Origin of the sequence: Pseudoalteromonas sp. P1-8, assembly GCF_001399985.1 — a bacterium.
In the GTDB taxonomy this organism is placed as follows: Bacteria; Pseudomonadota; Gammaproteobacteria; order Enterobacterales; family Alteromonadaceae; genus Pseudoalteromonas.
Genome location: NZ_LJSO01000001.1, coordinates 302,739 through 323,694 on the forward strand (window position 1 = coordinate 302,739; position 20,956 = coordinate 323,694).

Below are 20,956 nucleotides of genomic sequence, written 5' to 3' on the forward strand. Positions count from 1 at the left end.
AACTATGCCCACAACACAATAAAAATGAAGGCACAGCATGACACTGATGAATGTAAGCACACAAGGATCTGTTGCTATCTTAACTATGACAACAGCTGAAAATCGTCATAACCCTGCTTTTGCAGAGGCTTTTTTAAATTGCCTTGACGAAATCGAACGTAATCCTGAACACAAAGCACTGGTGATCACTTCAAGCAGCGAAAAGTCATGGAGCTTGGGCATAGATACCGATTGGCTTATGCCCGCATTAAAAACACAAAAATTTGCAGAAGTAAGTAGCTTTATGCACTCGATGGATGCGGTATTTAAACGCCTATTACTCTTCCCAATGCCAGTAATCGCAGCGATAAATGGCCACGCATTTGGTAATGGCGCCATTTTATCGTGCGCTTGTGATTTTAGGTTTATGCAAAGCGACCGTGGTTTCTTCTGCTTCCCCGAAGTGGACTTATCGATCCCGTTTTTACCGGGCATGCTCGCTTTCATTAAAAAAGCCATTCCAGACTATCGTTTTAACGAAATGATGCTAACTGGCCGCCGCGTTACCGCTGGCGAACTTGCCACAGATCATGTTATCGAACAAGCTTGCCCAAACAGCGAAGCTTTATTTAATACCGCCCTCGAATTTGCCAGCCAATTCGATAAAAAACGCGCTATTTTCGCAGAGCACAAAAAGCGCCTACACAAACACATCATCGACACCATTGATACCGAAAACAAACCGATTATTGATGCTGTGCAGTTGGTTGTATAGAAAAAAACCTCTAAGCATCTGTGCTTAGAGGTTATTTTATATTTAATTTCACATCGATAATATAATAACACTTTAAAATTACCAAGCATAAAAATCTTGTAAAAATTTAAATTTGCACACCCTCAAAAAAGAACTAATATATTATTTTAAATTCGAAGTTAAAATTTAAAATAATATAAATAAAATTCATTATATTTAAGATAAAAGCATACACTTTTTTATTAGGCAAAGGAGAATGCTCATGAAGTTTATTACATTTATTTTATCTATCTCAGTTCTAGCTGGATGTACCTCACATACTAAAATTCCTGATACATTAGCTGAGAAACAAACATCATATAGTTACATACCATTTGATCCCTTACCTGTACAGACTCTAGAGGGGGCTAGTTGCTTCCCAGCAGATAACGAACTTAGATTTAAAAATAAAGAAATTGTTTTGCGCAATTTAAAAGATTCATTTCCTGATCAAACAGTTCGTTTAGCAGTTGCTGAATTTACATCTGATGGGACACTTAACTTTGGCCCATCAACAATTGGTTATGAAGGTCGTTCTTATCAAGTTATTATTGACTATGCAAATACAGACACCACAAAGGGTAGCTTTTTAGTTAAAAGAGAAATATCCGGCCAAATACCAGATGTAAAATGGTGGGGAGCTGAATATACTTACCCAAATTACAAAAAAGGCCAACCCCTAAAGTTATTTGAACACGTTCCAAATAATGTAGTATCTAATTATAATGTTATAGTTAATCCAAATGATGGTTTATTCTCAAAGGTAGATGAAAACAAAGAGCTAAAATCACTTTTTGATTTGTCTAACTACGATATTCAGAGCTATGAACTCGTGAATTTGCCAGTATATGTAGGAGTTGGGTTAAGGCTCACTGCGACTATTAATGTCTTAAATGGAAATGTGAATTTGTCTGGTTTACCTGCAATTGCAGCTGAAGCAAAAGCTGGAAACTTAACAGGTACTTTAGTTGTTCAAACACTGGGGGCTACAGGTGAACTTGTTTCTGCTAATCTACCTTTACCAAGCGAGTTAAATCAAACAACCATTCAAAATTCGATTTTATCACTCGGTTCGATCAAAGCTTTGCTCCATGACGAGAATATTAGAATAACACCCAGAGTAATCGGCATTTATAACCCAATAGGCGGAGGTCAAAGTTTTGTTAATAAAGTTATTTCAGCCTTAGCATCTGAAAGGTTAACATGGTATCAGCCCTGTGATGCCATAGATAAGAAATAGTAAATAATGCCATCTATTACTTCTATATTTTAGGCAATAAAAAAGGCCGCTCTGAGAGCAGCCTTTTTCATATTTGGTGGAGCTGGGGGGATTTGAATGAGCGTCCAACCCCAAACTTTAAAGGGCTATAGCAGTGCTAGTGTATTTATTGTGTAGTTCCTGCTTTAGGGTTACCCTTTATTTATAAAATATTAAAAAAATGCCCATCAAAAGGTGGGCATCAACCTATGTGATAACAGCTGCACTTTTGTTTGGTTAAGTTTGCCGTTAATTTTAAATATGACCATGAAGGGAAAACTTTACTTTGTTGTCCCATAATATATTTTAAGGTTCTCATGAAAATCAGATATCGAGCAATCAAACAAATGATAGAAATGCTGTAACTGTTACATGTAAGGCTGGATTCTACTATTTTACAATAATCAACAAGTAACACAGTTAGGCTAAAAGAGTCACACAGTTTTCAAACTCAAACATCGGTTATACCCGCTAAGGTAGAACCCATGTTATTGAGCTTCGATTTTTCCCCACAACATAGTCGTAGTTGAAAAATAGGTTTCACTGTTATTTTTATTATTTCAAAGATTGTGTTTATATAATCAACTAAACACCAAAGTAACTACGACGACACCAAAGTAACTGCGACGACACCAAAATGCCACTCCAATTACGACAACACCAAAATGCCGTTCCAATTACGACAACACCAAAATGCCGTTCCAACTACGACGACACCAAAATACCGTTCCAACTGCGACGACACCAAAAATATAAGTGTGTTTATCAAACATGGTAGGTAGTATTTCGATATTTCCCCACCTCAAGGTCGTAGTTGAAAGTAGGAATATTGCTCATTCACAATAATGTAAATAAGCACTATTGCGGCAGAAATTCAGTCACAACACTGCTTAATTACACTATTACGAACAATGCGAAATATTAAATAAGTAACAAGTGAAAGCATTTTTAACACTCTTAAGCCTGGTTAAAAAACAGGTATTCACAAGCGATAGTTTTCGTTATATCCCCAACGTTTCGTCGTAGTTAAAAATATCTATTTATTAATTACTTATATAAATAAAATACCATATACTAAAACCTAAATACGCTTGATAAAACTTGGGGAAATAATGCTGACTGTTTACGTTGATATGGATGATGTTCTTTGTGATTACTCAACTAAGATCCGCGAGAAAAAAGCTAAATCGTCAGCTACTTCATATCCACAAAGTGAACCTGGTTTTTTTAGAAGCCTAGAGCCTATAGAAGGTGCTTTAAGCGCTATAGAACAGTTAAGGTCTCGAAAAGATATTGATTTGTATATTTTAACAGCCCCGTCTACCAAAAATCCTCTGTCCTACACAGAGAAAAGATTATGGATTGAAGACAAATTTGGATATGAAATGACCTCTAACTTAATCATTTGCAGCAATAAAGGGCTTCTCAAGGGTGACGTCCTAATTGATGACCATAGCAATGGGCGTGGGCAAGAGCATTTTGAGGGAAAGCTAATTCACTTTGGGCAGAGCGACTACCCAAATTGGGAAGCTGTATTTGAATATTTTACAGCTCAATTCTAAGCATAGCGAAATAAGTTAAACTTAATCAGTTTTATCGTTCTTTTTAACGTTATGTATAGAGTATAAAACCGTGAAGGTTAAGATTAGTGCAGGAATAAACCAAAGCAATTCAATAGACATTTTCATCCCTTAGAGCTTACTTTTTCATCGTTACTGATTGAATTCATGGTGTCCACACTCTTTTTTGTCAGTAAATAATATGCATGACAAACACAAACAATCGTAATAATGAACGCGAGAAGAATATAGATACCTAGTGTCACAGCACTTTCCTCACCTCAACTTTGTTATAGCGAAATACTAACTATTAGTAAGTAACAAATATACTCAACAGCAGTCAAATAGCAATTACTTCCTCTAAATCAGATAACGTTACCGTTTACATCAACGAGAGTTATCGCATCGATATCATAAATTCCCAGTTCTACGTCTTTGTAACGAACATCATCTGAGACTTGGTAAACAAGTCGCCAATTTAAACCTTTAGTATTTACTGGGTAATAGCCAGTTGCTACCCACTTATTGCCTCTAGCATCAACAGCAACAGCCCCTGGTGTAAATCGCTCAGCGGTGTTGTTTAAGCTATCTACCCATTGAGTTTCAGTTTTATAACCTGTTACAACATAGCCTTCGCCCTTGGCCGCATTATTAAGGTTGGTATCTCTATACTTTTGTGTTGCTAAATACTCTGGATCGACACAAAGGTTGTCATTTTCGCGCAGAGCTAGGAATTGAATTTCCGATGATGAAGCTATGGTTAACCCATATTTATCTTCAATTTTATTGTTGAGTTTGCTTATCGTTTCACGTAATGGGATTTCTTCAATAGTTGGTAAATCATGAAGGTAATCCCACATGTTTTTCTGTATTTTATAGTGATCATGCTCATCACTAATAATCCACCGTCCATTCTCATCATACAGCGCTTGAACGATCAGATAAATATCATGTTTGGCAGCTAAAGTTCGACTACTCAAACTTAACTCAACATGGCCGTCTATTAGGTAAAATGCACAAAATCTTGGTTTCGGACAATTAGACTGTTGCTTATTCTCAATGTGCTCGAAATTATTCAAGGGACTACTACTCGCATGACAAAGTAAACTAAAACATATTATTCAAAAACACGTTTCCAAAATACAATAAACAGCTTTTCCTGCACTAACCACTTAACCTAAAGAAACAATGTTCATATTCGCATCTATTTCAAACTTGAAGCGACTTTTAATCCAGTGGGGTATCGACAAGTCATGTGCTGGTTTAATAAGAAATAACTCTTCTTGACTATAACTGTAGTCGGGATCATCTTCGAATATGATTAAGTCGATCTCTGCTTCTTCACAATAATATTGCTCCAAATCATCTGTCGAAAGTTTTGAAACGATATCGGTATATGTCGAGTCACTGTAGCTAACTGCCCACCTCACATAGAAATTTGATGTAACCATTTTCATCCTCTAATAAATTTATGCATGTAAAAGATTAAACGAAACAAGGTTTCCGAAATACATGAAAATGCCCACCAAAAGGTGGGCATCAATCTATGTGGTAACAGCTTTACTATTGTTAGATTAAGTTTGCCGTTAACATTATTTATGACCATGAAGGGAAAACTTTGCGTTGTTGCCCCAATCACATATTTAAAGGTTCTCAAAAAAATCAGCTATCGAGCAATTAAACAAATGATAGAAATGCTGTAACTGCCCTGACTGCAATACATGCTCTCTGATGAGGCTTTTTAACTGCCTGAGCACATAAAAGTTAGACTGAACAAAGACGTTGGTTATCGGTCTATGCTCTTCAGGCAGCAATTCAAACATTCCTGCACTCAATACAATGAATTCTTGCGACATAACATAATTACGTACGTAGTAAATGTATTCTGTCCCCTTTTCATAAAGGGCAATATAGTCTTCATCGCTGGCAATACTTGGTTGCTTTTCTGTTAGCTCGATTGATTTTAAGTTAGTGTTCACTGTGGTCTCCTAAATTTTAATAACCTCAGAAGTACCTAGCTCCACTACCAGAAAATTTAGTGCTATTTTTCTTTTATATACTTGGCTTCAAGTGTCTTTTTGATCACATAATAAACCAATAAAAAGACCAGCACTGTACCTGCCCCAACGCCCGCGATAAACATTAAATCAATCATTACGCATCTATTTTGTAGTCATCTTTAGAGTCTAGTGGTGTATTACACCACTGCCAAAACGTTTGGTTATTTTGTTTACACTCTTTGTAGACTCTGATGGCCTCATATATGACGTAGCTTAAAAACAATACCCATTCCATATATTTACTCTTCTTAGCTTTTACTTGGCTTTTTGACTTTAATGAAAAAAACTTAGAATCAAAGCGCTTTATAAATTTTCCTCAGCCTGCTCCTTGATATCAACTGAAGCAAATTAAAAGGAGAAAGCTTTATGAAGAGTAAACCATTAAAAGGCTCATATATGTGCTTTTTAAATGAAGAACTAGGTCGAGCTATTGCGATAACTCAACACTCAATCGATGCACAAAACCTAACGAGTAAAAACCTATATAAGTTGGACTGGTATCGTATGTTTGATTATCAACTTGATCACCTACACCCAGCTGAAAAAGACGCACTGGCAAGAATTGCGAAAATATTAGCTGAACTAGCCCTTGAGACCCAAGTTTACGATTCTAGAAAAACTAACTTGCACCAACTCATCATTGCTTTGGATGAATGTGATAGCAATCAAGAGGCTTAATTCTCTGGTGCCGAACTTAATTACTCATGAGGTTTATCAACTAAGGACTTACCCCATGAATAACAAGACAGAAAATGATCAAACACCTTTTATTCATTTATTTACGAGGAAAACTCGAACGCCTGAGCATTGGGATGATCGGTTTAGGGTGTGCTGGTATTTTGATTCAGATTCACTGGACTATATTTACGAGCACAAAAATGAGCGCTTTCAAACCAACGGCTTTGTATTATCGAAAGGCTTAGTAGAGCAACTACCTGAAGAGTTGCAATCAAAGTTTTTTGAGGCAAATGAGCGAGGGCTAATTTTCTCGGTTTTCGGCTCAATTATGCAAAAATATCTAGCTGAAAATGTCACAGATGAAGAGCTGTTCTCTATATTTGGAATATCAAAGAAACGTTGCTTTAGCTCCGAGGCATATGATGAATTTGAGGAAATGATCGATTTTTTCTAAGGGCTGGCTATCAGCCCTTTTTTATTCATTCACAGTTTCAAACTCAAACAACACCAAAAAACTTCTCTCAATACGGCACTAGTTATATTTAAGTGCAGGAACCAAAAACTAACTTTTCTCTATGTCGCTGCCATGCTTTTTTAATGCAGCGGCGAACGTATTGAAAATTTGATAAACCTCAGATCGAATTTTTCCGTTGGTTCGACAAGCAATGAGGTTGCTTGTTAAGTATTCAGGATTATTCAATATGAATAATTTTGAAAGCTGAATGCTAAGGTCAAAATTAAGAGGGGCTATACGCCCCACAGGTCAATCTGTATGTGAAATACCAAGCACTACCCCAGCATCTTTAAATCCATCTAAACGCAGCCGCAAAACAGTGTCTGATGACGACTCTGCCAATGCAGTCAGTTCATCTAACTTTTCTAAATAGCCTTTTATATTAATTTCTGGAGCGTTTGTTTCAAAAGTGAGTTTACGCCCATAGTTAAACATTAACTCATAAATATGGCTGCACTCGTGAGCTTTAAATTTTATATTGTTTTTTAAAATATCAACTTGTTGGTTGGTGAAGCCAAACTTAGAAGTGGTAAAAATACGCTGATGAGTTTTCTCAACCTGAGTTAGGAACCGTTGCCGATGGCTGTACATATATACTTGGCTATACAGACCATCTTTCAAATGAAGCTGCTGATGATATTTATCTAATATTCGTTTGCGAAGCTCACCGTTGCCTTTGTTTTTAGAGTTCGATGTTTCCATTTCAATAGCAACATTGGTCATTGTTCCTGCAAGCCTAACAATACCGTCAACCAATCGTTCATCATTCTTACGTTGCTCTAAGCACAACGCTAGCTCACGCTCAGTTATCAAACCATCTATTTTGTTATCACGAATTAGGTTTATCACCACAAGCTGAATACTGAGATCATGAACCAAGTTGCGTTCATTGATCCGACTAACATCTGATTTCAGATGCAACTCTTGTTGTAAAATAAATTCAGCACGTCGAAAACCTTCGCTCGTTAATACAATAAACCCCTGGTCGGTATTACCGAACGTTTGGTGAACATGCAAAAGCCCTTTACGTTTCATTCTATTAATGAGTTTATTAACGGCTTCCCGATTTATACATAATAATTGCTGAACTACCGTTTTACTGCTCATGCCGAATCGACCAACCCAGCTAATAACAGCATCCTCTCGGACAGAGCCGAGTTGTGCTGGATTAGTAATGTCTGGCATTTCAAAATAAGCTAACGTTAGCTGTAAGTATTTATCGACTTGTCTCATGTTTCATCCTTGTCTTATTTAATCCAAATTAACAAGGTTCAAACAATACGAATTATTAGCACAGGCTTAGCATATGCCTTGCAGTATGCTAGAGCTTCGCATTGCCAAGCAGTCTGCTTAGCGAACTCAATTATTCCAAATTGAGAAGAACTTCGTTCTATCTGTAAATCTTTTACACGCCAGTTTTTACGCGACTTGTCGCTACACTGGCTCTCCTCACTTCGTTTGTCGGTAATAGATTCACTCGGAGTCAGCTACCGCTGATTAAGCGCCTTCTCACCCGTCATTGTTCAGGGAAAGAGGCATAAATGCACCTGTCCAATTCGGTGCCGCTATCGCGTTTTGGCTGGCTACCACTTTGCTTCGCAGTGATAACCAGTTTTGCTGAAGCAAAATTCGAACGCGCTTAATCTGCGATACTGACTCCGGCTTCACATCCAGAGCAATTTCATTGCCCTAGATGCTACGCGATTTACTGTTGAGCTTTGCTCAAGCTTTTGTTAACTTTTTCATGTTTGAAAAAGTTGAAACTGTCTTCGAAGAAATGACAAACTCAATTGACTATCCTTAAAAATCAACTATATTGGTATAATCAAATTGATTACACTAATATAACAAATATGAGTTCGCTGATAGAATCAAAAGAAAAAGCAGCCGATATAGCCAATCTGAATTTTGCTCAAAAGCAACGATTGTCTTTTATAGATTTCTCTTTATTGTTTAAAGGTCAAATCACACGTAAAGAACTCACATCAAAATTTGAAATGGGAATGGCTAATGCAACTAGAGACTTAGCCCTTTATAAGGATCTAGCGCCGTTAAATATTGAATTTGATCAGAAAGAACGAACATATTTTCAGGCAAAATCATTCAAACCGCTTTTTAACTATGACGCTCGCCAAACTATGGCGAAACTGTCGAATAAAATTAGTGATGGATTTGACGGTGTTTTAGATATTCCTTTTCCTGTTGACGCACCACACCAACTTAATGTCCCTGATATTTTTATAGTAGCCAAAATTGTTCAAGCCATATTAAGACAAAAGCCAATATCCATCATTTATACTTCTTTAAGTTCAGGCTCAAAAGCAAGAGAGATTATTCCTCATACCATTATTGATAATGGCCTTCGTTGGCATGTTCGAGGATTTGATCGCAAAACTCAAAGCTTCAGAGATTTTGTCTTAACTAGGATTACCAAGGTTACAATTAAGAACAGTACCGTTATTGAATGTGAATCAAAACTTGAAGATCATCAATGGATGAGAATGATGCCGCTAGAATTAGTTCCTCATCCGAAAAACATAAAGCACCCAACTGCGATTGCGCTTGATTATGGTATGGATAATGGAAGTTTAGAAATCAATATCCGTGCTGCTATGGCGGGTTATTTATTGAGACGCTGGAATGTAGACTGCACTGAAGAAGCTTCACTACAAGGTAGCGAATATCAGCTGTGGTTAAAGAACAGACAAACTCTTTATGGTGCTGATAACCTCTCGATTGCACCAGGTTACACGGAAAAGTAAAAATGAAAATAATCGACAACATCAATAGCCTACTAGGTGATGACTTAAAAGAGACTGTTCAATCTGGCGATAAGCTAAGAATAGCCGCCTCATGTTTCTCTATTTATGCTTATGAAGCACTGAAAGATGAATTAGCAGATATTGATGAATTGGAGTTTATTTTCACTTCTCCTACATTTGTGCCAAGTAATGTAACCGACAAACTAAAGAAAGAACGTCGGGAATTCTTTATCCCACAAGATAAAAGCAATAAAGGCGAAACAAGTCTTTACGGCACAGAATTCGAGATTCAACTTAGAAACAAGTTAAATCAAAAAGCCATAGCAAGAGAGTGCGCAAATTGGATTCGAAAAAAAGCGACATTTAAATCCAATACCACCAATGCTCCCATGCAACAATTTGCGGTTGTCGATGGCGAACAACAACACGCCTCTTATATGCCTATAAATGGTTTCACAGCAGTGGATTTGGGGTATCAAAAAGGAAATGCAGTATCTAACTTTGTTCATAAAATTGATGACAATATGATGTCGCAACAGTACGTTCAATTATTCGAACAAATTTGGAAGGACGACAACAAAGTTAAAGAAGTCACTTCTTCAATCGTTGAGCATATCGAATCTATTTATCAAGAAAACTCGCCAGAAAAAGTTTACTTCTTAATGCTTTACAACATTTTCTTTGAATTCCTTGATGACTTAAATGAAGACGTTCTCCCCAATGATCGAACAGGATACCAAGATACACTTATCTGGAATAAGTTGTTTAATTATCAAAAAGATGCCGCAACTGGCCTTATCAACAAACTAGAGCAGTACAACGGCTGTATTTTGGCAGATTCCGTAGGTTTAGGTAAAACCTTTACAGCCCTAGCGGTGATGAAATACTACGAGCTACGCAATCGCTCTGTCTTGCTCCTATGCCCCAAAAAACTTGCTGATAACTGGCTGAACTACAATAGAAATTTAAAAACTAACATCTTTGCGAAAGATCGCTTTAACTATGATGTGCTTTGTCACACCGATTTGGATAGAACTAGCGGCGAGTCTTTTGGTACACCTCTTAATCGAATTAATTGGGGCAATTACGATTTAGTCGTTATCGATGAGTCGCATAATTTCAGAAACGACAATCCAGTTAAAGATCGTGAAACTCGCTATCAAAAACTAATGAATAAGGTGATCAGAGCTGGTGTAAAAACAAAGGTTTTAATGCTTTCTGCGACACCAGTAAATAACCGCTTCACCGATTTAAAAAATCAGCTAGCCCTAGCTTACGAAGGAAACCAAGAAGAATTAACCGAGAAGCTACGCACTACAAAATCGATAGACACTATTTTTAAAAATGCGCAGAGAGCATTCAATGACTGGTCTAAATTAGAACCAGAGCAAAGAACGCCAGTGGCAATTTTAAATGCGTTAGAATTTGATTTTTTTGAGTTGCTTGATGCCGTTACCATTGCAAGATCTCGCAAACATATTCAGACGTTTTACGATACGAGCGATATCGGCAAGTTTCCAACGCGCCGAAAACCTCTATCTCATCAGTGCCCATTGACACATAAGCCAGGCGTTATTTCCCTGAATGAAATATTCGCTCAATTGAAACTGTTAAAGCTATCTGTCTATGCACCTGTTAGCTACATATTACCTAGCCGTCTCAAAAAGTATGAAGATCTCTATGACACTGAAGTTGAAGGAGGCAAAGGTAAACTACGCCAAGTAGACAGGGAAAAAAGTTTAGTTGCATTAATGACAACTAACTTATTGAAACGACTAGAAAGCTCTGTAGAAGCTTTCAGATTAACGCTTCAAAGCTTATATGATAACCATGCGAACACGCTCAAAATGATTCAAGCGTTCTATGACAATAATGGCGTTACTGAGATTGATGACTTCGCGGGTGCACTAGCAGCGGTAGATTCAGAAGATGATGATTTACCAACATTTCAAGAAATGGAAATTGGCGGAAAAGTTAAGATCCAGCTTATGGATATGGACTTACCCTCATGGCAGCAAGATTTAAGTGGCGACCTTGAAATCATATCCGCGCTATTAACGGAAATGAAAACGATAACGCCTGAGCACGATGCTAAGCTTCAACACTTGAAACAACACGTGCTCGACAAAATCGAGAACCCTATAAACCCTGATAATAAAAAAGTCATAATATTCACTGCATTTGCCGATACAGCCGAATACCTATATAGCAACCTTGCTAGAGAGTTACTTGAAGTAAAAGGTCTACATACGGCTAGAGTTACTGGGCAAGGTAATCCAAAAACGACGGTTAAAACGGGTAAAAAAGGCTATGACTTACAAGAGTGCCTGACGTTATTCTCTCCTAAGTCTAAAGAAAAACACCTTGTGCTTCCCTATGAACAAGCAGAGATAGATCTTCTAATCGCTACCGACTGTATCTCCGAAGGCCAAAACTTACAGGATTGTGATTACTTAATTAATTACGACATTCATTGGAATCCTGTACGAATAATTCAACGCTTTGGCCGTGTAGACCGTATCGGCTCTCCGAACGAGTCAATCCAACTTGCCAACTACTGGCCTGATATTTCTTTAGATGAATACATTAATTTAAAAGAACGTGTTGAAAGCCGCATGACAATAGTGGACGTTACAGCCACTGGAGATGACAACGTACTCAGTGCAAAAGCGAACGATGTGAGTTATCGCAAAGAACAGCTTAAACGCCTTCAAGAAGAAGTCATCGAGTTAGAAGATGTAAAAACAGGTATATCGATCACTGACCTTGGTCTAAATGAATTTAGAATGGACTTACTTAACTATGTGAAGGAGCAAGGTGAGCCTAGAGGTATACCAAATGGTATGCACGCCGTTGTGCCTAGTGATGAATCACTAGGCTTAAAACCTGGGGTTATTTTCACATTAAGAAACGTCAATGAAAGTGTGAATATCGACCAGAAGAACCGCCTACATCCTTATTACCTAGTTTATATCAGTGAGCATGGTGAAGTTATTGCTAACCACTCTGAAGTCAAACGCATACTCGACCTAGTGCGCACATCTTGTAAAGGTATATCGGAACCAGTTGCTACTGTTTGTAAGATATTCAATGAACAAACCAACGACGGCAAAGAAATGGAAAAGTATTCTGAGCTACTATCCAATACAATTCACTCAATGATTGCGGTTAAAGAAGAGCAAGATATTGATAGTTTATTTAGTAGTGGGGAAACCTCTGCTTTGGTTAACACAATTCAAGGGCTAGATGACTTCGAATTAATAAGCTTTTTAGTGATTCAAAAGGAGTGTTAATGGATCAACTATCTAAAAATTCAAAAAAAGGATTTTTTAAATATCCAAGCGGTACACAGGTGAACCGAAATTTACCTAAAACTAAGCTGTACGAGCAAGCAAACGCTGACTCTAAGCTAAAAGAAATGTTCGTCACCCAAGTAGAGCAAATTATTTGGGCACAAAAATTATCTGCGCAAACATTAAATATAGCAGCTCACAAAGACATTACAGAAATACAAGTCTTTGAAATTAAATTAAAAGGTGAACAGCTAAACACAGAGGTACTTCAGGCTATCGACAAAGCCATACCTCACCCAATTGTTTTTGAAGTTAAAACTACTACCAAAAAGCAATATGTTACAGCTTGCTATAAGGTCATTGGAGTCAATGGTGGCGTGAGCTTATCGGAATATTATCAATCTGAGCTTTCACTTGGTGAAGAAAACTTAGCCCGTTTCGAATTACCTGTAGCATTGAATACCAAAGGCTTATACGAACAGCTATTGGCTTCATTACTCCCTTATGACCTAAGAGAAAATGAATCGTTTACGGAGCTTATCCATCGGTTGGATGAGATAAAAAGCTTGGAGAAAAAGCAGCAACAAGCTAGTAGAAAACTCAGCAATGAAAGACAGTTTAAGAACAAAGTCACTATCAACGCTGAATTAAAACAGATTAAACAGCAGTTAAAACAGTTAACTGCTTAAACAAATATTAAATAAAGAATTAAAGATTTAGGACAGAAAGAATGGACAAGTTAAAAATGCACTCGCCCGACTTATCTCAGGGAAATATTGAAAAGATCAGAAACCTTTTTCCGAATTGCATAACTGAAGCCAAAGATGTAAATGGCAATTTAAAATTAGCGATAGATTTTGATCAATTAAAGCAAGAACTTTCAGATGTAATTGTTGAAGGCCCTCAGGAGCGCTATCAACTTAACTGGCCTGGCAAAAAGGAAGCACTCTTAACAGCTAACGCGCCTATTGCTAAAACCTTGCGCCCATTTTCAGATGAAAGTGTAAATTTTGATACGACAGAAAATCTATTTATTGAAGGCGATAACCTTGAAGCTTTAAAGCTACTGCAAGAAACATATCTTGGAAAAATAAAAGCAATATATATAGATCCACCTTATAACACTGGAAAAGATTTTATTTACAAAGATAACTTTGCAGATAGCGTTGATTCTTTTCTCTTGAAGAGTAATCAAATAGATGAAGAAAAAAATCAACTAATAGCCAATCAAGAGTCCAACGGTAGGTTTCATTCCGATTGGTTAACTATGATCTACTCTCGTATAAAACTTGCTCATAGGCTACTCAAGGATGAAGGTGTAATATTTATCTCAATAGATGATGAAGAATATTCAAATTTAAAGCAGGTTTGTGATGAAATTTTTGGAGAAGCTAATTTCATTGAGTCTTTTATTTGGGTTAAGAAGACAGCCCCTAACAACGTTGTTGTAGGTTCTGTTCACGAGTATGTTCTAATGTATGCCAAAGACCATACTAAAACAGAGCTTCACTTACTCCCTAGAGATGCTGAAAAAGACAAAGATTATAAAAACCCCGACAATGACCCTAGAGGCAGGTGGAAACCTGACAATATAACCGCGGCGGCGAAAGGCGGAAGGGCAACACCTAGTTTGTTGTATACAGTGGTTAACCCTAGAACAGGCCAAGAACATTTACCACCTGAAGGTAGAATGTGGGCAGTGCCAGAAGACATAATGAAGAAGAAGATTGAAGAAGGAAGTGTTTACTGGGGTAAAAATGGTGATGGTCGTCCAATGGATAAACGTTTTTTATCACAAACACGGGCAGGCACAGTTGCTTCAACCTTATTAAATGATGTTGGTTCGAATAGCACAGCTTCAAAAGAGTTAGCCAAAATATTTGATGGAAAAGTAGTTTTTGAAACCCCAAAACCTTCATCTTTGATAACAAGGTTACTTAGAATAGCAACCAAATCAGAGGATATTGTATTAGATTTCTTTGCTGGCTCAGCTGCTACAGGACATTCGGTAATGGCTTTGAACAAGGAAGACAACGGTGCTAGAAAGTTTGTCTTAGTTCAACTCCCTGAAGTGTGCAAAGAAGGTAGTGATCCGTTTAAAGCTGGTTTTTTAAATATTTCCGAAGTTTCAAAAGAAAGGTTAAGACGGGTAGGAAAAGAAATCAGGGACTCTTCAGAAGGGGCATCGGTTGATACTGGCTTTAGAGTTTTAAAAATAGATTATTCAAATATGACTGATGTCTTTTATAGCCCTGAACTTGTTAGTCAGGAGGATATGTTTGCGCAGGTCATAAATATTAAAGAAGATCGAACGGATGAAGATTTATTATTCCAAGTGTTACTCGATTGGGGCGTAGGCTTAACTCTGCCAATATCTAAACAGAAAATAGCATCAAAAGATGTTTTCTATGTGAATGCCGATGAAGACGGTGAAAGCGCTGACTTAATCGCTTGTTTTAGTAGAAACATATCAAATGAATTAATTAAAGAATTGGCAGAGAAGCAGCCACTTCGAGTTGTATTTCGTGATGATGGTTTTGCCAATGATTCTGTAAAGATAAACGTTGAACAGATATTTAAGCAAATTTCACCAATAACAGACGTTAAGTCTATTTAAGAGGTGAAAAATGAAGCTTAACTTTAAACCGCTTGAATACCAGAAGAAATCAGTTGAGTCAGTTATCGACTGCTTTCGTGGTCAACCAAATACAGCAGGTATTCAATATCGAATTGACCCTGGTTTGGTGAAAAAAGGTCAGACACAATCTGCACAGTTTGATGGAGAAGGCTTTAAGAACGCCGAAATTAAATTATCAGCAGATCAGATACTAGAGAATATTCACGATATTCAAAAGTCGCAAAACCTACCACTATCTAATGATTTAAATCATTGCACCGATGATAAAGGAAAGGTTAAAAAGAATTATAGCCCAGGGGCAGACATCAACCTCGATATCGAAATGGAAACGGGTACAGGTAAAACTTACTGCTATATAAAGTCCATTTTCGAGTTAAACAAACAATATGGTTGGTCTAAATTCATTATTATGGTGCCGACCATAGCTATACGTGAGGGTGTTCATAAATCATTAGAGATAACCGCCGATCATTTTAACCAGATATACGGAAAGAAAATTCGATCTTTCGTTTATAACTCTAAAGACCTTCATAAAATAGAAAGTTTTTCGTCTGACGCTGGCATCAATGTGATGGTGATCAATATCCAGGCATTTGCGGCTACTGGTGCGGATAATCGTAAGATATATGAAGAACTAGACGATTTTCAAAGTCGCCGCCCAATTGATGTTATTAGTGCTAACCGTCCAATTTTAATATTGGATGAACCTCAGAAAATGGAAGGGCCTGCAACTCAGAAGTCTCTGCCTAAGTTTAACCCTCTTTTTATTTTACGTTACTCTGCAACTCACAAAACGGTACACAACAAAATCCATCGGTTAGATGCGTTGGACGCTTATAACCAAAAACTGGTTAAACGTATTTCTGTTCGTGGTATCAAAACTAATGGATTAGCTGGTACGAACGCTTACTTATACCTAGAGCAAATTGAAATTTCTAAGAAAGCGCCTGTTGCTCGTTTAGAAATAGAACAAAAACTTAAATCAGGTGATATTAAGCGTAAGGTTATCAAAGTCAGTAAAGGTGACCGCTTATACGACTTATCGGGTGAATTGGCGGAATATAAAGACTTTGTAGTATCTGACATTAACGCTGTTACCGACACCGTAGAATTTTTAAATGGTAAAAGTATTCAAGTAGGTGTTGCGTCTAACGACATTACTGAAGATGTAATGCGCAGAATTCAAATACGTGACACTATCAAGTCACATCTAGATAAAGAACGTCGCCTTTTTGGTAAAGGCATTAAAGTGCTGTCTTTATTCTTCATCGACGAGGTTGTTAAGTACCGTGACTACAGCCAAGAAGATGAAAAAGGTGAATACGCCAGAGCCTTTGAAGAAGAGTATCAATTACTGAGAGAAGAGTATCTGACTGAGCTTTCAGGTGATGACCCTTACAAGAAATATCTAGCTAAGATAGATGGGGCAAATACTCATGAAGGTTACTTTGCGATTGATAAGAAGAAAAAGCTGGTTGATCCAAAAATAAAGACTCGTGGTGAAGAGCGAGGCTTAGCAAATGATGAGAGTGCAACGGCTGCTTATGATCTTATTCTGAAAAAGAAAGAACAACTATTGAGCTTTGAAGAAGACAAACGCTTCATCTTCTCACATTCAGCTCTTCGTGAAGGTTGGGATAACCCTAACGTATTTGTAATCTGTATGCTCAAACACGCAGACTACGATAATGTTGTTTCACGTCGCCAGGAGGTTGGCCGTGGTTTACGTATATCGGTAAACCAACATGGTGAACGTCAAGACCATCCCGCTACAGTCCATGAGACTAATGTGCTTACCGTTGTCGCAAATGAGAGCTTTGGCGACTTTGTTAAAGGGCTACAAAGTGATATCAGCGAATCACTTTCTGCTAGACCGAAGAAAGCAGATAAAGCGTATTTCTTAAATAAAGTGATCAAAACAGAACAAGGCGATGTTGTTGTCGATGAGGATATGGCAAGAGCAATTGAGCGCTACCTTATCAAGAATGATTATGTTGATGACAACGATGAAATTACCGACTTATATCATGCTGAGCTTAAAAACGATGAATTAGGTAAGCTTCCTGAATCGCTTGTTCCATATGGTGAACAAGTTATTGAGCTAATTAACGGAGTATTTAGCCAGGCACAAATACCTGAAATCACAGATGATCGTAAACCTAAATCTAATGTATTAAATGCTAATTTTGAGAAAAAAGCGTTTCAAAAGCTTTGGAATAAAATCAATCGAAAAGCGGTTTATCAAGTTAACTTCGACTCGGATGAGTTAGTTAAGAAATCTATCGCTGCCATAAATGAGCACCTTCATGTTACACCGCTCCAATATACGATTGAAGTGGGTGACCAAAGAGATAAGCTGACTGAAGACCAGCTAAAACAAGGCGCAGGATTTGAAGTTAGAGAAACAGATAGACAATTGCACAATGCACCTATTCAATCGTCTGTTCCCTATGACCTAATTGGTGAAATCGCGGAAGATACAAAGCTTACCCGTAAAACAGTGTGTGCAGTTTTACAAGGGATTGCAGCTGAAAAGTTTGATAAGTTCAAAGTTAACCCAGAGCAATTTATCAGTGAAGCGACCCGATTAATCAATGAAGAAAAAGCTACAGCAACAATTCAACAGCTATCTTATGACTTAATAGATGAAACGTATGATACCGACATCTTCACTCAAAACCAGGTGATTAACGACTTTAGTAAAGTTGTCGAGAATCTGAAAAAACATGTGTATGACTTTGCTTCAACCGATTCAAAAGTTGAACGTAAGTTTATCGAAGAGTTAGATACCAGTAATGAGATTGAGGTATACGCCAAACTACCAAAAGGCTTTACGATACCAACACCATTAGGCACTGAAGGCTATAACCCTGACTGGGCTATCGCCTTTAAAGATGGAACGGTAAAGCATGTATTGTTCATTGCCGAAACAAAAGGTTCGATGTCTACCATGCAACTTAAAAAGATTGAAGAGGCCAAGATTGAATGTGCCAAGAAGTTCTTCAAACGATTAGAGCAAGAAGTAGAGGTAGATGATGAAGCTGAAAAAGTTAAGTTCAATATGGTAGCTAGTTATAACGACTTACTTAAAGTGGTTGGGCAAAAATAAAAAAGGATTAATGAAATGGACTTCACGTCATTAAAAAGAAAACAACGTGAAATAAGAAGTGACTTTTCTGACAATTTAGGGCTGAGAGTACATCGTGCTCTCAGCTGGCTAGATAAATCAGAGCAATGTAACGATGACCAAGACAGTCAATTCATATTCCTCTGGATTGCATTTAATGCTGCATACGCACAAGACACCGAAGTGTTAAGGCATAGCGAGTCAGAAGCTTTTTCTCTTTTCATAGCCAAGCTTGTCGAACTAGACGAAGCTAACAAGCTCTATGACCTGATATGGGCTGAGTTTTCATCAAGCGTGCGCGTATTGCTCGATAACCAATATGTTTATCAACCATTTTGGGATTACCATAATGCTAAGTTGACCGAACGAGAGTGGAAAGAACGATTTGCTAAGGCAAAAGTTGCCGCCAATAACGCACTTTCTTCTAAGCGCACAGATCTTTTAGTAGCCATTGTCCTTCAACGCTTATATACGCTGAGAAACCAACTAATACACGGTGGTGCAACTTGGCAAAGCTCAGCAAACCGTGCACAAATTAGAGATGGAGTAGCATTTCTAAGTAAGCTCGTTCCAATAATAGTAGATATCATGATGGATAATCCTCAAGTGCTTTGGGGAAGTGCAAATTACCCAGTGGTGAAGGAGTAACTATGTCAGGAGGATGGAGAACCCTTGCTGATGGAAGACGAATTTTCATTCCTGGTGCATCGAACTACTCAGCCAAAAGGACAGCTCCCCAGAAAAAAGCAGCTGGAATAAAGAAGATAAATTTGCCAGCAAATACATACTCATCTTCTTCTGGCTATACCACTCCTAACGCTATGTGTCCTGTCTGTGGTGCTACAGTTTTTTATTATGAACACCCGAATGGAGCAAGAGTTTTTTTTGATGAGCTTGGCCCTCCTTGGCCTAAGCATCCATGTACAAGCGTCCATAGTTCACTTTCTATTAGCCAACCGAGAAAAATAGCTGAAAAACCGGATTGGGAATTAAAGAAATGGCAACCTGCTTTTTACATCGCTCATGTTGTTTTCGCTGAAGGCAAAAAGCTTAGACTGAAAGTAAAGACTGAAAAGCAAGAGTTAATCGCCGAGATAGAAATGTCTAAGCTCAAACATTTCTTTAATTTAGATAAACACATTGCATCCTACTTATTTCAGGTAAACGTTAATGGAGCAGTGTGTAAGCTCCAATTTAATGACGGTTTTTATGCATTTGAAGCTAATGCTAAGAAGCCATCAACAGTATCTATACCTTTATCCTCAATTAAAGCGAAAAGAGCGAATAAATTTATAAAAGGAAACTCTTCTATTCCTTTCAAACGGTTAAAGTTGACAGAAGTTATTTCTACACAAGATTTAGGAACTAGCACAAAGTTTAATTTTAAATATTTAGCTCATAATTATGAGTTGACCTTTACAAATAAGAGCTTGAACAAAAAATTAGGTAAAGATTGGCATAACACCAAGCTTAAGATTTACTTTTGCCCACCTAAAAAGAAATCGAAGAATTCAGGCACTGCATATATTGTCTCTCAAGATCTGGCTTATATATCTAAACCTATACCACTAAATTTAAAAAATAAATGGTGCATTACACAGAATTTAATATCTAATCCAGCCGTGGATTTTACAACACCAAAGTTCTTGAGATTAGAAGGTACATATAGAAACAAAAGAATTAAATCTGAACTTAGAAGAAACTCTAAAACAGCTGAAAACCTTCTTATATATCTAGAGGGGACAATTAGCTCAGAATTGTATCTGGACAGCAATTCAAATTTATATAGTGAAAACCAGCGACTAGGTAAAATAAACATTGTGACAAAATATACCTCAATAAAAGGCAGTAGCTATAGCACAATAGAGAACATGATAGAGAGAAAGCTATCAAATACTAAAAATGGTTCTATGGCGTACAGTCTCAAATCGGCATTAGACATAAGCAAAAAGAGCACTTCACCGTCAGCTTAGGTTTGTCAAAAATTCCCTTAAGCTAAAACTACATAGTCATGCAGGACAAAACAAAGGAGGACTGCATGACTTCAAATCAAAGACTTAGATTGTTTTTCATTAGTAAATTGGCAACGATCTTCAAGATATTATCAACTGTGGTTTTAATCACTATTATTCTTGAACGAGTTGTTGGTATGGAGCTACATGAATCGTATCCATTTCAAGGAGGATATGCCCTCATAGCTTGGTTTGTAACAAGCTTGTTGGAACTTAGTATGAGGATTTTCAAACTCAAACTTAAGAAGAAATATCGACAATAACCTGAAGCGCTCCATTGAGC

Annotated in this window: 17 protein-coding genes; 13 read left to right on the forward strand and 4 right to left on the reverse strand. The window is 37.4% G+C overall.

Annotated elements, in window-relative coordinates; genetic code table 11:
* The first annotated feature begins 37 nt into the window (after positions 1-37).
* The 3 genes from AN213_RS01330 to AN213_RS01340 all read left to right on the forward strand — a co-directional run bounded on the left by AN213_RS01330 (position 38) and on the right by AN213_RS01340 (position 3,592).
* Complete coding sequence (locus tag AN213_RS01330) at positions 38-754, forward strand: enoyl-CoA hydratase/isomerase family protein (RefSeq protein ID WP_055196945.1); 717 nt, start codon at positions 38-40, stop codon at positions 752-754.
* Between the two features lie 241 nt (positions 755-995).
* Positions 996-2,012, forward strand: a complete 1,017-nt coding sequence (locus AN213_RS01335; RefSeq protein WP_055196948.1) for a hypothetical protein — start codon at positions 996-998, stop codon at positions 2,010-2,012.
* Positions 2,013-3,142: 1,130 nt separating this feature from the next.
* On the forward strand, positions 3,143-3,592 hold the full coding sequence (locus AN213_RS01340; protein WP_201779626.1) for a 5' nucleotidase, NT5C type: 450 nt from the start codon (positions 3,143-3,145) through the stop codon (positions 3,590-3,592).
* Positions 3,593-3,954: 362 nt separating this feature from the next.
* Here AN213_RS01340 and AN213_RS01345 read toward each other — a convergent pair whose 3' ends face one another.
* The 3 genes from AN213_RS01345 to AN213_RS01355 form a co-directional block, all read right to left on the reverse strand.
* Positions 3,955-4,569 (reverse strand): hypothetical protein, encoded by a 615-nt coding sequence (locus tag AN213_RS01345; RefSeq protein WP_236702872.1) that lies wholly within the window; start codon positions 4,567-4,569, stop codon positions 3,955-3,957.
* A gap of 192 nt (positions 4,570-4,761) precedes the next feature.
* Positions 4,762-5,019, reverse strand: a complete 258-nt coding sequence (locus AN213_RS01350; protein ID WP_138624688.1) for a hypothetical protein — start codon at positions 5,017-5,019, stop codon at positions 4,762-4,764.
* Between the two features lie 213 nt (positions 5,020-5,232).
* Positions 5,233-5,568 carry a hypothetical protein gene (locus AN213_RS01355; RefSeq protein ID WP_036967286.1) on the reverse strand — a complete coding sequence of 112 codons (336 nt, stop codon included), beginning with the start codon at positions 5,566-5,568 and terminating at the stop codon, positions 5,233-5,235.
* A 447-nt stretch (positions 5,569-6,015) separates the two neighbouring features.
* Here AN213_RS01355 and AN213_RS01360 point away from each other — a divergent pair, with 447 nt between their 5' ends.
* Positions 6,016-6,327 (forward strand): hypothetical protein, encoded by a 312-nt coding sequence (locus AN213_RS01360; RefSeq protein ID WP_036972371.1) that lies wholly within the window; start codon positions 6,016-6,018, stop codon positions 6,325-6,327.
* Positions 6,328-6,382: 55 nt separating this feature from the next.
* Entirely contained in the window at positions 6,383-6,781 is a 399-nt protein-coding gene (locus AN213_RS01365; RefSeq protein WP_055196952.1) for a hypothetical protein, read from the forward strand.
* A 309-nt stretch (positions 6,782-7,090) separates the two neighbouring features.
* Here the strand turns inward: AN213_RS01365 and AN213_RS01370 are convergent, their stop codons facing one another.
* The gene (locus AN213_RS01370) at positions 7,091-8,074 is read right to left on the reverse strand and encodes a hypothetical protein (protein WP_055196954.1); all 984 of its coding nucleotides are present in this window, start codon (positions 8,072-8,074) and stop codon (positions 7,091-7,093) included.
* 620 nt (positions 8,075-8,694) lie between these two features.
* On the opposite strand from AN213_RS01370, the gene AN213_RS01375 reads away from it, so the two are divergent.
* The 8 genes from AN213_RS01375 to AN213_RS01410 all read left to right on the forward strand — a co-directional run bounded on the left by AN213_RS01375 (position 8,695) and on the right by AN213_RS01410 (position 20,936).
* Positions 8,695-9,603, forward strand: a complete 909-nt coding sequence (locus tag AN213_RS01375; protein ID WP_055196956.1) for a WYL domain-containing protein — start codon at positions 8,695-8,697, stop codon at positions 9,601-9,603.
* A gap of 2 nt (positions 9,604-9,605) precedes the next feature.
* Positions 9,606-12,896, forward strand: coding sequence for a helicase-related protein (locus tag AN213_RS01380; RefSeq protein ID WP_036967276.1), 3,291 nt, complete (start codon positions 9,606-9,608; stop codon positions 12,894-12,896).
* Positions 12,896-13,585 carry a DUF4391 domain-containing protein gene (locus AN213_RS01385; RefSeq protein ID WP_055196958.1) on the forward strand — a complete coding sequence of 230 codons (690 nt, stop codon included), beginning with the start codon at positions 12,896-12,898 and terminating at the stop codon, positions 13,583-13,585. The genes AN213_RS01380 and AN213_RS01385 overlap by 1 nt, the downstream gene beginning before the upstream one ends.
* Before the next feature lie 41 nt (positions 13,586-13,626).
* Positions 13,627-15,513, forward strand: a complete 1,887-nt coding sequence (locus AN213_RS01390; protein ID WP_055196960.1) for a site-specific DNA-methyltransferase — start codon at positions 13,627-13,629, stop codon at positions 15,511-15,513.
* A 10-nt stretch (positions 15,514-15,523) separates the two neighbouring features.
* The gene (locus AN213_RS01395; RefSeq protein ID WP_055196962.1) at positions 15,524-18,643 is read left to right on the forward strand and encodes a type III restriction-modification system endonuclease; all 3,120 of its coding nucleotides are present in this window, start codon (positions 15,524-15,526) and stop codon (positions 18,641-18,643) included.
* 15 nt (positions 18,644-18,658) lie between these two features.
* Complete coding sequence (locus AN213_RS01400) at positions 18,659-19,309, forward strand: HEPN domain-containing protein (protein WP_055196964.1); 651 nt, start codon at positions 18,659-18,661, stop codon at positions 19,307-19,309.
* A 2-nt stretch (positions 19,310-19,311) separates the two neighbouring features.
* Complete coding sequence (locus AN213_RS01405; RefSeq protein WP_055196966.1) at positions 19,312-20,634, forward strand: hypothetical protein; 1,323 nt, start codon at positions 19,312-19,314, stop codon at positions 20,632-20,634.
* Between the two features lie 65 nt (positions 20,635-20,699).
* Positions 20,700-20,936: a hypothetical protein gene (locus AN213_RS01410; protein ID WP_055196968.1), complete on the forward strand. Its 237-nt coding sequence runs from the start codon at positions 20,700-20,702 to the stop codon at positions 20,934-20,936.
* The last annotated feature ends 20 nt before the right edge of the window (positions 20,937-20,956 follow it).